Source organism: Pseudomonas sp. R1-7, from assembly GCF_051132105.1.
In the GTDB taxonomy this organism is placed as follows: Bacteria; Pseudomonadota; Gammaproteobacteria; order Pseudomonadales; family Pseudomonadaceae; genus Aquipseudomonas.
The window spans coordinates 3,597,590-3,612,271 of the sequence record NZ_CP071661.1 but is presented as its reverse complement, the minus strand read 5'-3'; the positions used below and the strand labels follow the sequence as shown (position 1 = coordinate 3,612,271).

The following is a 14,682-nucleotide window of genomic DNA, read 5'->3' as shown; positions in this document are numbered from 1 at the left end:
GGCGGCCCCCATTGACTAACCAAGCAGCGACCTGGAAGAAGACCGCCAAAATGCCACGAGGGCAGCCATTTAGACCTATCGATATTCCAGTCTCAGATCGTCAAAAAATGAGCCCAACTTTCCGGTTTGGCCGTCATTTCCCTCCAGTTTGACCGTAATGCTGTTCGTGTCGTCTGGGGCTGCAAAAAGAAAGGTCTCAGCAGTCCAATCCTGATTTCCGCTAACGGATAGACTTTTTTCCGCTCCTGAAGGATTTGCCACTAAAGTCGCTTTTGCAGCAGACCCGCTTGCTGTCTTCATTTTCACCGAGAAGCGAAACTCCCCCGTCGAAGCGACATTTACGGTTTGAAAGGCAGAACTTCCCAGTTCCATTGCGCACATATTTTTTCTGAATTCTACGTTTCCTTCTGTCGTCCAGTGCTGCGCTCCGTCGCTGAAATCGCCGTTGAGTAACAGGTTCGTTGTTTTAGCTTTAAGTGACATGAGAACACTCCTTATTGATTGAGAGTTCCGACGACAGGGAACCGCTTTCTTCGTCTGAACGGGTCCATTCGAACCGGCAAGCAGCCAAGGCACAACTGTCAGGTTTGACAGTGGTGCAGGTGTTTCCGACCGAAGGCTGTGTATTGCTTCGCGGGACATTGGGTGTGTGCGCCGAAAAGTGGCGTTGCGACTCACGCTGTGGCCTGCGGTAGCGCCAGGAGGGTTCGTGCCACTCTCAAATAATTCGATATGAAAACTAACTTCATGAATCCCCAAGGGTTTTGACAAAACGCATTTAGCTGGCACACTTTCTGCTGTCTATTCCGTTGTTACATACCATGTTCCGGTATAGCGGAATAAACTCACTCTGGAGTGCTTGCCATGCAATGCCGACCTTCCTTGTTCAAAGCGTGTGTTTTTCTCTTCGCGGCCACGACGGCTGCCATGGGTGTCGCCCAGGCGGCCGATAGCAAGCTGGACAGCGTGCTGCAACGCGGGAAATTGATCGTGGGCACGGGCAGTACCAATGCGCCGTGGCACTTCCAGGGAGCGGATGGCAAGTTGCAGGGGTTTGATATCGACATCGCCCGAATGGTCGCCAAGGGCCTGTTCAACGATCCCGAGAAAGTCGAGTTCGTGGTGCAGTCTTCCGATGCGCGCATTCCCAACCTGCTGACCGACAAGGTCGACATGAGCTGCCAATTCATCACCGTCACCGCCAGTCGCGCCCAGCAGGTGGCGTTTACCTTGCCGTACTACCGTGAAGGCGTGGGTCTGCTGTTGCCGGCCAACAGCAAGTACAAGGAAATCGAAGACCTCAAGGCCGCAGATGATGACGTCACCGTGGCCGTGCTGCAGAACGTCTACGCCGAGGAGCTGGTGCACCAGGCGCTGCCCAAGGCCAAGGTCGACCAGTACGACAGCGTCGACCTGATGTACCAGGCCGTGAACTCCGGCCGCGCCGATGCCGCCGCCACCGACCAGTCCTCGGTCAAATACCTGATGGTGCAGAACCCTGGACGCTACCGCAGCCCGGCCTACGCCTGGAGCCCGCAAACCTACGCCTGTGCGGTCAAGCGCGGCGACCAGGACTGGCTGAACTTCGTCAACACCACCCTGCATGAGGCCATGACCGGCGTGGAATTCCCGACCTACGCGGCGTCGTTCAAGCAGTGGTTCGGCGTCGACCTGCCGTCGCCGGCGATCGGTTTCCCTGTTGAGTTCAAATGATCCCGTGAGCCCGGGGCGCCCATTGAGGGCGCTCCGTCGAAGGTGCTGCCGACCATGAATTATCAGTTGAACTTTGCCGCCGTCTGGCGCGATTTCGACACGCTGCTGGCGGGGCTGGGCCTGGGGCTTTCCCTGGCGCTGGTATCGATCGCCATCGGGTGCGTGATCGGCCTGGCGATGGCGTTCGCGCTGCTCAGCAAACATCGCATGCTGCGGGTGCTGGCTTCGGTGTATGTCACGGTGATCCGCAATACGCCGATCCTGGTGCTGATCCTGTTGATCTACTTCGCCTTGCCAAGCCTGGGCATTCGCCTGGACAAGCTGCCGTCGTTCGTCATCACGCTGTCGCTGTACGCCGGGGCCTACCTGACCGAAGTGTTTCGCGGTGGGCTGCTGAGCATCCACAAGGGCCAGCGTGAAGCCGGGCTGGCAATCGGCCTGGGTGAGTGGCAGGTCAAGGCCTACGTCACCGTGCCGGTGATGCTGCGCAACGTGTTGCCGGCCTTGTCGAACAACTTCATTTCGCTGTTCAAGGACACCTCCCTGGCGGCGGCGATTGCCGTGCCTGAGCTGACCTATTACGCCCGCAAAATCAACGTGGAGAGCTACCGGGTCATCGAAACCTGGTTGGTGACCACGGCCCTGTATGTCGCGGCCTGCTACCTCATTGCCATGCTGCTGCGGTATTTCGAGCAGCGTTTGGCGATCCGCCGTTAGGAGTTTCCCATGTACGAATCCCCCAGTTGGTTGCATGAGTTGTGGATCGCCCGGGACGCGTTGTGGAGCGGGTTTTTGACCAGCGTGCAAAGTTCGGTGCTGGCGATTGTGCTGGGCACCTTGATCGGTGTTGTCGCCGGATTGGCCCTGACATACGGGCGAGTCTGGATGCGCGCGCCGTTTCGTTTCTATGTCGACCTGATTCGCGGAACACCGGTGTTCGTGCTGGTGCTGGCCTGCTTCTACATGGCCCCGGCCCTGGGCTGGAAGATCGGTGCGTTCCAGGCCGGCGTGCTGGGCCTTACGCTGTTCTGCGGCTCCCACGTGGCCGAGATCGTGCGCGGCGCCTTGCAGGCGTTGCCCCGTGGGCAGATGGAAGCGAGCCAGGCCATCGGCCTGACGTTCTACCAGGCGCTGGGTTACGTGCTGTTGCCCCAGGCGCTGCGGCAGATCCTGCCAACCTGGGTCAATTCCTCCACCGAAATCGTCAAGGCCTCGACCTTGCTGTCGGTGATCGGCGTCGCCGAGCTGCTGCTCAGCACCCAGCAGGTCATCGCCCGGAATTTCATGACCCTGGAGTTCTACCTGTTCGCCGGGTTTCTCTTTTTCATCATCAACTACGCCATCGAGTTGCTCGGGCGGCGCATTGAAAAGCGGGTGGCCTTGCCATGACTGACGTTTCCCTCAACAACGCCCAACCGCTGCTGGACATTCGCGGCCTGCGCAAACAATACGGCCCGCTGGAAGTGCTCAAGGGCGTGGACCTGAGCATGCAGCGCGGCAATGTGGTCACGCTGATCGGTTCCAGTGGCTCGGGCAAGACCACGCTGCTGCGTTGCGTGAACATGCTGGAAGAGTTCCAGGGCGGCCGGATCGTGCTCGACGGCGAGTCCATCGGTTATGACGAGGTGGACGGCAAGCGTGTGCGTCACCCTGAGAAAGTCATCGCCCGGCACCGGGCAATGACCGGGATGGCCTTCCAGCAATTCAATCTGTTCCCGCACCTGACCGCGTTGCAGAACGTCACCTTGGGCCTGCTCAAGGTGAAAAAACTGCCGAAGGACGAAGCCGTCGCCCTGGCCGAAAAATGGCTGGAGCGGGTTGGCCTGCTGGAACGGCGCGATCACTTTCCCGGTCAGTTGTCCGGCGGCCAGCAGCAGCGCGTGGCGATTGCCCGGGCGATTGCGATGAACCCGAGCCTGATGCTGTTTGACGAAGTGACATCTGCGCTCGATCCGGAACTGGTCGGCGAGGTTTTGAATGTGATCAAGGGCCTGGCCGAAGACGGCATGACCATGCTGCTGGTGACCCATGAGATGCGCTTTGCCTTCGAGGTCTCGGACAAGATTGTCTTCATGAACCAGGGCCGCATCGAAGAGCAGGGACCGCCGAAGGAACTGTTCGAGCGACCGCAATCGCCGCGCCTGGCGGAATTCCTCAAGAACACTCGTTTTTAATTGTCCACTCAACAAGGAGATACCCATGAGCATTACGCGCTACGGCACCGGCAGCACCGCAGGTGGCGGCCAGCCTCGGCCCTTCGCCCGCGCCGTGGAGGCCGATGGCTGGCTGCACGTGTCCGGCCAGGTGCCGGCAGTGAACGGCGAAATCATCGTTGGTGGCATCGTCGAACAGACCCACCAGACCATGAAGAACCTGATCGCCATTCTTGAAGAAGCCGGTTATGGCCTGGAAGACGTCGTGCGCTGCGGTGTCTGGCTGGAAGACCCGCGGGACTTCTGGAGTTTCAACAAGGTCTTCGGTGAATATTTCAGCCCGGAAAACGCCCCGGCCCGGGCCTGTGTGCAGGCGAGCATGATGGTCGATTGCAAGGTCGAGATCGATTGTGTGGCCTACAAGAAAAAAGGCTGAGCACGCTGTTGTGGCGAGGTCGCTTTACGTGGCGAGGGAGCTTGCTCCCGCTGGCCTGCGCAGCAGGCCCATTCTTTGCGACTGCTGCGCAGTCGAGCGGGAGCAAGCTCCCTCGCCACAATAAAGATACGTGCGACTATGTGTGAAAATCAGGAATCATAGACATGACCGAAGACACCATCAAACGCCGGGCCCGGGGATTGGATCGGGCGTTCGATATCCTCGATTTCCTCAAGGAAATCGGCCAGCCGCTGCGGCCGAACGATATCGCCAGCGGCATCGGCAGCCCCAAGTCCACGGTCTATGAACTGGTGGCGTCGCTGCTGGAGCGGCGCATCCTGGAGCCGGTGGGCAAGGACGGCCACGTGTATCTGGGTCGCCAATTGTATTTCCTCGGCCAGGCGCACCTGCGGCATTTCGACCTGAGTCGCGAGGCTGACCAGGCCTTGCAGGACATTGTGCGCCAGACCCGGGAAACGGCGCAGATGTGCCTGCTCAACGGGCGCAAATACACGGTCGCGCTGATGAAGGAAGGCGAGCGGCACTTCCGCATTTCCTCGGACATCGGTGAAAACGCGCCGATTCCCTGGACCGCGTCCGGACGCCTGCTGCTGGCGCATTTGAGCGACCAGCAAATCGTCGACTTGATCGACCCTGACGACTTCATCCTGCCGGACGGCGAGCGCCTGTCCCTGGAGCAATTTCTCAAGGAAATCCGCCAGGCCGGTCTCGACGGGTTTTTCTCGTTCGACAGCGTTGCCGACACTTTCACCCACTGCTTCGCCGCACCGGTCAAAGACCCCAGCGGCGTGGCCATCGCGACCCTGTGCATCGTCGCCCCCAGAGCGGACGCCAAGAACAATTACGCCGACTACCGCCGGGTGCTGATCGAAAGCGCCAACAACCTGGCCCGTCGCATCAACGAATAGACAGCCGTGGCTGTATGAGGAGTTCGAACATGTCTTCTGCCATTGAAAACACGGGCGTCGAGAAGGGCGCCGCTGCCGTGGGCGCCCATTTGCTGCGGGACGTCAGCCTGCCGGCGCTGGTGCTGCATCGCGGCGCGCTGGAACACAACATCCGCTGGATGCAGAAATTCGTCAGTGACAGCGGTGCCGAGCTGGCGCCCCACGGCAAGACCAGCATGACCCCGGCGCTGTTCCGTCGCCAGATCGAGGCCGGCGCCTGGGGCCTGACCCTCGCCACCGCGGTGCAGACCCGTGCCGCTTACGCCCATGGCGTGCGGCGGGTGCTCATGGCCAACCAACTGGTCGGCACACCCAACATGGCGCTGATCGCCGATCTGCTGGCCGACCCGGCGTTTGAGTTCCATTGCATGGTCGATCATCCGGACAATGTCGCTGACCTGGGCGCCTATTTCGCCTCTCGTGGCGTGCGGCTCAACGTGATGATCGAGTACGGTGTTGTCGGCGGTCGTTGCGGTTGCCGGACCGAAGCCGAGGTGTTGACGTTGGCCGAGGCGATCGGCGCACAACCGGCGCTGGCCTTGACCGGCATCGAAGGTTACGAAGGGGTGATCCACGGCGAACATGCCATCAGCGGCATTCGTCAATTCGCCTCGTCCCTGGTGGGGCTGGCGATGCAGTTGCAGGACAGCGGCGCGTTTGCCATTGCCAAACCCATCATCACCGCTTCGGGTTCGGCCTGGTACGACCTGATCGCCGAATCCTTCGAAGCTCGCAATGCCCAGGGACGCTTTCTTAGCGTGCTGCGCCCCGGCAGTTACGTGGCCCATGACCATGGCATCTACAAACAGGCCCAGTGCTGCGTGCTGGAACGCCGTAGCGACCTGCACGAAGGCCTGCGCCCGGCCCTGGAAGTCTGGGCCCACGTGCAGTCGCTGCCGGAGCCGGGCTTCGCGGTGATCGCCCTGGGCAAGCGCGACGTGGCCTACGACGCCGGTTTGCCGGTGCCGCTCAAGCGCTACAAGCCGGGATCGGATTCGGTGGTGGGCGATGACGTCAGCAGTTGCAAGGTGACCGCAGTGATGGACCAGCATGCATTCATGACCGTGGCGCCGGGGGTTGAGCTGCGGGTGGGCGACATCATTGCGTTTGGGACTTCCCACCCGTGCCTGACGTTCGACAAGTGGCGGGTGGGGTGTCTGGTGGATGAGCAGTTGCGGGTGGTTGAAAGCATGGAAACCTGTTTCTAAGGCTTGGGACCGAGTCGCGAAAGCGGCCTGCAAGACACCGCTGATATATCAGGATGACACATGAGCAACGCCAGACCCCGCATCGCCCTGATCGGCGAATGCATGATCGAACTGCAACACCGCGCCGACGGCAGCCTGCAGCAAAGCTTCGGCGGCGATACCCTGAACACTGCGGTGTACCTGTCCCGCGCTTTGGGCGATAAGGGCGTGGTGGATTACGTCACCGCCCTGGGCGACGACTCTTTCAGCGATGCCATGTGCCGCAGCTGGGCTGAAGAGAATATCGGCCTGGACAGGGTCCAGCGTTTGCCCGGACGCCTGCCGGGCCTGTATTGCATCCAGACCGATGCGGTCGGTGAGCGGCGCTTCCTGTACTGGCGCAACGAGGCTGCGGTGCGCGAGTGTTTCACCACGCCGGTCGCCGCGCCGATCCTGGCCGCGTTGCCGGATTACGATGTGCTGTATTTCAGCGGCATCACCCTGGCGGTGATTGGCGAGCAGGGCCGGCGCAAACTCATCGAAACCTTGATCGAGGCGCGGCGACGGGGTGCCCAAGTGGTGTTCGACAACAACTACCGGCCACGGCTCTGGGCTTCGGTCGAGGCGGCCCGGACGGCCTACCGCAGCGTGTTGCCCTACGTCGAGCTGGCGTTGCTGACGGTAGATGACGAACAGGCGCTGTTCGGCCATGCCGACAGTGACGCCGTGTTTGCGGCCTATGGGCAACTCGGTACGCCGGAGGTGGTGCTCAAGCGCGGTGCCGAGGCCTGCCTGATCCGTTGCGACGGCCAGTTCTACGAGGTGCCGGCGCAACGGGTGGAGCGTGTGGTGGACACGACGGCGGCGGGGGACTCGTTCAGCGCCGCCTACCTGGCGAGCCGCTTGCTGGGCGGCAGTCCGGCGGAGGCGGCCGAGGCCGGGCATTTGTTGGCGAGTCGAGTGATCCAGGTGCCGGGGGCGTTGATACCCAAGGACTGATTACCCCGCAAGCCAGAGGAGCCCTGTGGCAAGAGCCGGTATCGCTTCAATCCCGGTAAAAAACCTGCACAAGGTGGTACCCGAACTTGCTCTTGATCGGCCCGTGCACCACCCGCAGCGGTTTCTTGAAGATCACCGCGTCGATGGCGCCGACCATCTGCCCAGGCCGCACTTCGCCCAGGTCGCCGCCGCGCTTGCCGGAGGGGCAGGTGGAGTATTTCTTTGCCAATACGTCGAATGCCTCGCCCTTGGCGATGCGTTGCTTGAGCTGTTCGGCTTCTTCGGCGGTTTTCACCAGGATATGGCGGGCTTGGGCTTTCATTGCGGCACAGACCTGAACGGGGCGAAAGGGCGGCGATTATGCCTCAAGTCAGTGGTCATGGTTGATCATCGCCCGAATCTTGTTCGCCAGCAGGTCCAGGGTGAACGGCTTGGCGACCATGTCCATGCCCCGGTCCAGGAATCCTTGGCGTTCGGTGGCTTTCTGCGCATAACCGGTCATGAACAGCACTTTCAAATCGGGCCGGTGCTGACGGGCGATTTCCGCCAATTGCCGGCCATTCATGCCCGGCAGGCCGACATCAGTCACCAGCAGGTCGATGCGTTGCTCGGACTCCAGTAGAACCAGGGCCCGCTTGGCGTCCTCGGCCTCGAGGGCGGTGTAGCCCAAGGTGGCGAGCAGGTCGAGTACCAGCATGCGCACCGCCGGTTCGTCTTCCACCAGCAATACGGTTTCCCCGGCGATGGCCGCCGGCGCATCGGTGACCGAGGGCTCCGTGGCCTGTTCAGCCGGCGCGACATGCAGGCGCGGCAGGTACAGCTGCACCCGCGTGCCTTGGCCCGGGACGCTGTCCAGGCTCAGGTGACCGCCGGATTGCTGTGCGAAGCCGTAGATCATCGACAACCCGAGGCCGGTGCCCTGGCCGATGGGCTTGGTGGTGAAGAACGGATCGAAGGCTTTTGCCAGCACGGCGGGGGTCATGCCGCTGCCGTTGTCGCGCACCGCGATCATCACGTAGTCGCCAGCCTTGACGGGCTCCAGCGTGCTGATATCGCTGCCGTCGAGGTAGACGTTGGCGGTTTCGATGGTCAACTCGCCGCCATCGGGCATCGCGTCCCGGGCGTTGATGACCAGGTTGAGCAGGGCGTTTTCCAATTGGCTGGCATCGGTACTGACCGGCCACAACTCGCCGGCCAATTGCAGCCGCAGCACAATGTGATCGCCGGTGGTGCGGCTCAGCAGGTCTTCGAGCGAGTGCACCAGCGTGTTGGCGTCCAACGGCTTGCGGTCCAGCGACTGGCGTCGGGAGAAAGCCAGCAGGCGGTGGGTCAGGGCGGCGGCGCGATTGGCCGAGGAAATGGCTGCCTCGGTGAAACGGCCGATTTCGGCGGCGCGGCCTGAGGCGATGTAGCGCTGCATCAGGTCCAGGCTGCCAAGGATGCCGGTGAGCATGTTGTTGAAGTCATGGGCGATGCCGCCGGTGAGCTGGCCCACGGCTTCCATTTTTTGCGCATGGCGCAGCGCCTCTTCGGCGCGTTCGCGTTCGAACATTTCGCTTTGCAGGCGGTGGTTGGCTTCGGCGAGCTGCTGGGTGCGGGCGATCACTCGTTCTTCCAGCGTTTCGTTGAGGTGGCGCAGGGCTTCCTCGGTTTTCTTGCGCTCGGTCTCGTCGATCACAAAAATGTAGAAGCCGTTCACCGACCCGTCACCGCTGCGGCGTGGCAGATAATTGATCAACGCATGACGCGGCCGACCGTCGCGGTGGGCGGACTCCACGGTGAAGCTGCACGGTTTGCCCGCCAGGGCACCGGCGATCTGTTCGGCGCGGGCAGCGTAGGCTTCGTCGCCGATGACTTCGCGGATGGTTTTGCCATAGAGCTCTTGCGGGGTCAGCCCGTACCAACTCAAGTAGGCACTGTTGTTCAGCCGGAAACGTTCCTCGCGATCGACGTAGCTGATCAGCACCGGCATGGCGTTGATGATCAGCTGCAGCTCGGTCTGGCTCTGGCGCAGGGCGTGTTCGGTGCGTTTGCGTTCGGTCAGGTCCAACGCTGCCCCGAGAAAGCGTTTGGGCCGGCCATGGCGATCCTTGTAGCAGCGCCCGCGCACGAACACCCAGCGCAACTCGCCGTTGGGCTGCAGCAGCCGGTACTCCTCGGCATATTCGGTGCCATGGGTGATGCAATGCTTGATGCTGCGCGCGACCATCGCCCGATCTTCCGGGTGAACGCCTTCGAGATAGGCGCTGATGGGCAACTGGCGCGACAGGTTCGGGTCGACGCCATGGAGCAAGGCAAAATGCGCGTCGGCGATGAAGCGATCCTCGCTGATGTCCCAATCCCAGGTGCCCAGCGCATCGGTGGCCGCCAGGGCCAGTTGCAAGCGTTCTTCGCTTTCCTGCTGGGCCTTGAGGCTGGCCTCGGAGCGCCGTTCGAATTCCTGCGCCAGGCGCCGCCGCTCGCCGGTCTCGATGGCGGTGACCAGGACACCGGCCACGCTGCCGCTTTCGTCGTGCACCGGGCTGTAGGTCAGGTCCAGCCAGACATCACAGAGGCGGCCGCCAAACGGCATGCGCCATTGTTGGTCGCGGCAGGTGCGCGTCCGACCTTGCAACACGCTGCGATAGATCCCTTCGGTTTCGCCGCGAAGTTCGGGCCAGGCGGCGTGGGTGGGCTGGCCAAACACCCTGGGGTGCTTGTCGCCGACCAACCGGGCATAGGCGTCGTTGTACAGGTGGATCAGCTGTGGCCCCCACAGCACGGCCATCGGCATCGGCGAATGGACCACGATGTCCACGGCGGTGCGCAGGCTCTGGGGCCATGTCTCTTTGACGCCCAGCGGGCTGGAGGTCCAGTCCAGACGGGCGATCAACTGCTGTGTGTCGCTGCTGGCAGGTACTGCATTCATCACGGGAATCCCTGGATGTCATGTCGATGCTGCGGCTTCAACTATCCTTTGAAGAAGGTAAGCGCGGGTTGATCTGAAGTTTTTCTGGCTCGGGTCAGCGTGTCCATTGAAGTTTTCGGAAGTTTTTATGGCCATGGAAATTGATCCTTTATTACGAATCCTGGCAAGCCAGGACGGCTCCGACCTCTACATGTCCACCGGCGCGCCGCCCTGCGCGCGATTCGAAGGTGTGCTCAAGCCGCTGAGCAACCAGGCGTTCAAGGTCGGCGATATCGCCGGGCTTGCCGAGTCATTGATGGACGCCGAACAGCGCCTTGAGTTCGATCGGGAACTGGAAATGAACCTGGCGATTTCCCTGGCGGGTGTCGGACGGTTCCGCGTCAACATCTTCAAGCAGCGCAATGACGTGTCCATGGTCATACGCAACGTCAAGCTGGACATCCCGCGCTTCGAAGACCTGAAGCTGCCGAAGGTGCTGCTGGAATCGATCATGCACAAGCAAGGGCTGATGCTGTTCGTCGGCGCCACGGGCTCGGGTAAATCGACGTCCCTGGCGGCGCTGATCGATTATCGCAACCGCAACAGCAGCGGCCACATCATCACCATCGAGGACCCGGTGGAATATATTCACCGGCACAAGAAATCCATCGTCAACCAGCGAGAAGTCGGCGTGGATACCCGTAGTTTCCATGCTGCGCTCAAGAACACTTTGCGCCAGGCGCCAGATGTGGTGCTGATCGGCGAAATTCGCGACCGCGAAACCATGGAACACGCCTTGGCCTTCGCTGACACCGGCCACTTGGTGATTTCTACCTTGCATGCCCACAACGCCAACCAGGCCCTGGACCGGGTGATCAATTTCTTTCCGGAAGAGCGCCGGCCGCAACTGCTGCAGGATTTGGGCAACAACCTCAAGGCGTTCGTCTCCCAGCGCCTGGTGCGCACCCGCACCGGCCAGCGGCGGGCAGCGGTGGAGGTGATGCTTGGCTCGCCCACGGTGGCCGACCTGATCCGGCGCAACGAACTGGGCGAGCTCAAGGGCATCATGGAAAAGTCCGAAGAGCTGGGCATGCAGACGTTCGACCAAGCGCTATTCAATCTGGTGGTTGAAGGAGCGATCGACGATGAAGAAGCGCTGAAAAACGCGGATTCGGCGAACAATTTGCGCTTGCGGCTGAAGTTGCATGCGGAGTCGGGCGCGGCGCCACCGGCTGAGCCGTCGGCGGGCGGGGAATGGGGGCTGATGGACTGAGGTGACCCGTTGTGGCGAGGGGATTTATCCCCGCTGGGGCGCGTAGCGGCCCGAAACCAGCCACCTCGATATGTCAGACGTCAGCATGGGGCTGCTTCACAGCCCAGCGGGGATAAATCCCCTCGCCACGAAGACCGTGTGCGATGCTCAGCTCGCCAGCTCCACCCGCCCACGAAACTGTTCCAACGCCTCGGGGTTAGCCAGCGCATCGGTGTTCTTCACCGGCTCGCCGTGCACCACGTTGCGTACAGCCAACTCCACCACCTTGCCGCTGATGGTCCGCGGAATATCGCTCACCGCGAGGATTTTCGCCGGCACATGGCGCGGCGTCGTGTTGGCACGGATCACCTGGCGAATCTTCTGCTCCAGCGCGTCATCCAGGGCCAAGCCGTCCCGCAGGCGCACGAACAGCACCACCCTCACATCATTCAGCCACTGCTGGCCGATGGCGACGCTGTCCAGGACCTCTTCGACTTTTTCCACCTGCCGATAGATTTCCGCCGTGCCGATGCGCACGCCACCGGGGTTGAGCACCGCGTCGGAGCGTCCGTGGATCAGGAAGCCGCCGTGGAGCAGCTCTTCGGCGTAGTCGCCTTGGGCCCAAACGCCCGGGAACTGGCTGAAATAGGAGGCGCGAAGTTTTTCCTGGTGCGGATCATTCCAAAGCCCGATGGGCATCGCTGGAAAATGCCGGGTGCAGACCAGTTCGCCCTTTTCACCCACCACCGCTTCGCCGGCAGGGTTCCACACCTGTACCGCCATGCCCAGGCTCTTGCCCTGCATTTCGCCGCGACGCACGGGAGCCAGCGGATTGCCGTTGACGAAGCACGACACGATGTCGGTGCCGCCGGACATCGAGGCCAGGCACACGTCGGCCTTGAAGTCGCGATAGACATAATCGTAACTGTGAGGCGCCAGGGCTGATCCGGTGGACAGGATGGTCCTCAGGCTGCCCAGGTCATGGGTTTGGCGTGGCTTGATGCCTTGGCTTTCCAGGGCGGCGAGGTATTTGGGGCTGGTGCCGAACACGCTGATGGCTTGTCGGTCGATCAGGTCGAGCAGGCGCTCCGGGCCGGGGTGGAACGGCGAGCCGTCATACAGCACCACCGCGCTGCCCACGGCCAGCGCCGACACCAGCCAATTCCACATCATCCAGCCGCAGGTGGTGTAGTAGAACAGCCGGTCTTCGGGACCCAGGTCGACGTGCAAACCGTGTTCCTTGGCATGTTGCAGCAGCACACCGCCGGTGCCGTGGATGATGCACTTCGGCACGCCGGTGGTGCCGCTGGAATAGAGGATGTACAGCGGATGATCGAACGGCACGGCAGTGAACGCCGGCTCGCCGCCGCATTGGTAGAAGCTGTCCCACAGCGCCACGCGGGCCGGAGTCTTGAAGTCTTCGACGCGCGTATCGGGTTGGGCGTAGGGCAGCACGATCAACTGCTGCAACGATGGAAGCCGTTCGAGGATTTCGTTGGCCTTGGGTCGCTGGTCGATGGTTTTCCCGGCATAGCGATAACCGGCGCAGGTGATCAGGACCTTGGGCTCGATCTGGCCGAAACGGTCGATCACCCCTTGAGTGCCGAAGTCCGGCGACGAGCATGACCAAATGGCGCCCAGGCTGGTGGTGGCGAGCATGCCAACCAGCGTCTGCCAGGTGTTGGGCATGCAGGCGGCGACCCGGTCGCCCTGGGTCACGCCAGCGGCTTGCAAACTCTTTTGCAGCCCGGCGACATGGGCGGCGAGATCGGCCCAGGTGAGCTTTTCTTCATTGCTGCTCTCGTCGAGCGCGACTACCGCCACGGCGTTGTCGCGGCGGCGCAATAAATGTTCGGCAAAATTCAGCGTCGCCCCTGGAAACCAGCGGGCGCTGGGCATTTTCATGTCTTCCACCAGCACCTCGGCGGGCGCTTGGTGAAAGCGGATTTCAAAGAAGTCGACGATGGCCTGCCAGAAGGCTTCGCGCGCCTCGATGCTCCAGGCGTGCAGGGTCGGGTAGTCGTTGAGTTGCAGCAAGTGCCGTTCGTTGACGAACCGGCGAAAGGCGTCCATTCGCGACTGGGCGATGCGTTCGGGGCTGGGCTGCCAGAGGATGTCGGACATGGTTTGCCTCTTGTTTTTGGGGGCTTGCAAATAGTTCAGCACAAGGCGCTGGATGTGGCGAGGAGCGCTTCTGTGGCGAGGGAGCTTGCTCCCGCTCGGCTGCGTAGCAGACGCAATCTGGGCCTGCTGCGCAGACCAGCGGGAGCAAGCTCCCTCGCCACACAAGCTTGGGGGCGCGGGGTTATTGAGCCAACCACCCCCCATCAATATTCCACGCCGCGCCCCGCACCTGGCTCCCGGCTTCGCTGCACAGGAACAGCACCAGCTCACCCAGTTGCGGCGGGGTGACGAAATCCAGGGAGGGCTGCTTCTCGGCCAGCAAATCATGCTGGGCCTGTTGCGGGTCCACGCCGGTGGCGATGCGGTCGTCGATCTGCTTCTGCACCAGCGGCGTCAACACCCAGCCCGGGCAGATGGCGTTGCAGGTCACGTTGCTGGTGGCGGTTTCCAGGCCGACCACCTTGGTCAGGCCGATCACCCCATGCTTGGCCGCGACGTACGCTGCCTTGCCCACCGAACCGACCTGCCCATGCACCGAAGCGATATTGACGATGCGCCCCCAGCCTTTGGCGCGCATGCCGGGGAGGCTCAGCCGAGTGGCGTGGAACACCGAGGACAGGTTGATGGCGATGATCGAGTCCCAGCGCTCCACCGGAAAATCCTCCACGGCGGCCACGTGCTGGATACCGGCGTTGTTCACCAGAATGTCGACCCCGCCGAATTCGCGCTCGGCGTAGGCGAGCATGTCGGCGATCTGCGCCGGGTCGCTGACATCGGCCGGATGGTGGCCAACTTTGACACCGTGTTGCGCGACTTCGGCGACCACCGCCGACGCATCGCCAAAGCCGTTGAGGATCAGGTTGGCGCCGGCCTTGGCCAGGCTCAGGGCGATGCCCAGGCCGATGCCGCTGGTGGAGCCGGTGACCAGGGCGGTCTTGCCCGAAAGAGTGGTTGTCATGGGAA

The 14,682-nt window shown here is 62.2% G+C and carries 14 protein-coding genes; 9 read left to right on the top strand and 5 right to left on the bottom strand.

Annotated features, from left to right (window positions below):
• Window positions 1-75 precede the first annotated feature (75 nt).
• Entirely contained in the window at window positions 76-483 is a 408-nt protein-coding gene (locus J3P79_RS16030; protein WP_434604066.1) for a hypothetical protein, read from the bottom strand.
• Between the two features lie 381 nt (window positions 484-864).
• On the opposite strand from J3P79_RS16030, the gene J3P79_RS16025 reads away from it, so the two are divergent.
• The 8 genes from J3P79_RS16025 (at window position 865) to J3P79_RS15990 (ending at window position 7,456) form a co-directional block, all read left to right on the top strand.
• On the top strand, window positions 865-1,713 hold the full coding sequence (locus J3P79_RS16025) for a transporter substrate-binding domain-containing protein (RefSeq protein ID WP_039589480.1): 849 nt from the start codon (window positions 865-867) through the stop codon (window positions 1,711-1,713).
• A 54-nt stretch (window positions 1,714-1,767) separates the two neighbouring features.
• On the top strand, window positions 1,768-2,430 hold the full coding sequence (locus tag J3P79_RS16020; protein WP_325917904.1) for an amino acid ABC transporter permease: 663 nt from the start codon (window positions 1,768-1,770) through the stop codon (window positions 2,428-2,430).
• Window positions 2,431-2,439: 9 nt separating this feature from the next.
• Window positions 2,440-3,102, top strand: a complete 663-nt coding sequence (locus tag J3P79_RS16015) for an amino acid ABC transporter permease (RefSeq protein ID WP_434604062.1) — start codon at window positions 2,440-2,442, stop codon at window positions 3,100-3,102.
• Window positions 3,099-3,887 (top strand): amino acid ABC transporter ATP-binding protein, encoded by a 789-nt coding sequence (locus J3P79_RS16010; protein ID WP_434604059.1) that lies wholly within the window; start codon window positions 3,099-3,101, stop codon window positions 3,885-3,887. Before J3P79_RS16015 ends, J3P79_RS16010 begins: the two co-directional genes overlap by 4 nt.
• 25 nt (window positions 3,888-3,912) lie before the next feature.
• Window positions 3,913-4,302, top strand: a complete 390-nt coding sequence (locus tag J3P79_RS16005) for a RidA family protein (protein ID WP_434604056.1) — start codon at window positions 3,913-3,915, stop codon at window positions 4,300-4,302.
• A 164-nt stretch (window positions 4,303-4,466) separates the two neighbouring features.
• Window positions 4,467-5,231, top strand: coding sequence for an IclR family transcriptional regulator (locus tag J3P79_RS16000; RefSeq protein ID WP_434604053.1), 765 nt, complete (start codon window positions 4,467-4,469; stop codon window positions 5,229-5,231).
• A gap of 29 nt (window positions 5,232-5,260) precedes the next feature.
• Complete coding sequence (locus tag J3P79_RS15995) at window positions 5,261-6,478, top strand: amino acid deaminase (RefSeq protein WP_434604050.1); 1,218 nt, start codon at window positions 5,261-5,263, stop codon at window positions 6,476-6,478.
• 60 nt (window positions 6,479-6,538) lie between these two features.
• The gene (locus J3P79_RS15990) at window positions 6,539-7,456 is read left to right on the top strand and encodes a sugar kinase (RefSeq protein ID WP_434604047.1); all 918 of its coding nucleotides are present in this window, start codon (window positions 6,539-6,541) and stop codon (window positions 7,454-7,456) included.
• 46 nt (window positions 7,457-7,502) lie between these two features.
• On the opposite strand, the gene J3P79_RS15985 is transcribed toward J3P79_RS15990, so the two are convergent.
• Complete coding sequence (locus J3P79_RS15985) at window positions 7,503-7,778, bottom strand: peptidylprolyl isomerase (RefSeq protein WP_019690952.1); 276 nt, start codon at window positions 7,776-7,778, stop codon at window positions 7,503-7,505.
• A 48-nt stretch (window positions 7,779-7,826) separates the two neighbouring features.
• The gene (locus J3P79_RS15980; protein WP_434604044.1) at window positions 7,827-10,364 is read right to left on the bottom strand and encodes a PAS domain-containing protein; all 2,538 of its coding nucleotides are present in this window, start codon (window positions 10,362-10,364) and stop codon (window positions 7,827-7,829) included.
• 133 nt (window positions 10,365-10,497) lie between these two features.
• Here J3P79_RS15980 and J3P79_RS15975 point away from each other — a divergent pair, with 133 nt between their 5' ends.
• Window positions 10,498-11,616, top strand: a complete 1,119-nt coding sequence (locus tag J3P79_RS15975; RefSeq protein WP_434611508.1) for a PilT/PilU family type 4a pilus ATPase — start codon at window positions 10,498-10,500, stop codon at window positions 11,614-11,616.
• A 147-nt stretch (window positions 11,617-11,763) separates the two neighbouring features.
• Here the strand turns inward: J3P79_RS15975 and J3P79_RS15970 are convergent, their stop codons facing one another.
• Window positions 11,764-13,719, bottom strand: a complete 1,956-nt coding sequence (locus J3P79_RS15970; protein ID WP_434604041.1) for an acetoacetate--CoA ligase — start codon at window positions 13,717-13,719, stop codon at window positions 11,764-11,766.
• A gap of 181 nt (window positions 13,720-13,900) precedes the next feature.
• A complete protein-coding gene (gene hbdH / locus J3P79_RS15965; RefSeq protein ID WP_434604038.1) occupies window positions 13,901-14,677 on the bottom strand; it encodes a 3-hydroxybutyrate dehydrogenase in 777 nt (258 codons plus the stop codon).
• Window positions 14,678-14,682 lie beyond the last annotated feature (5 nt).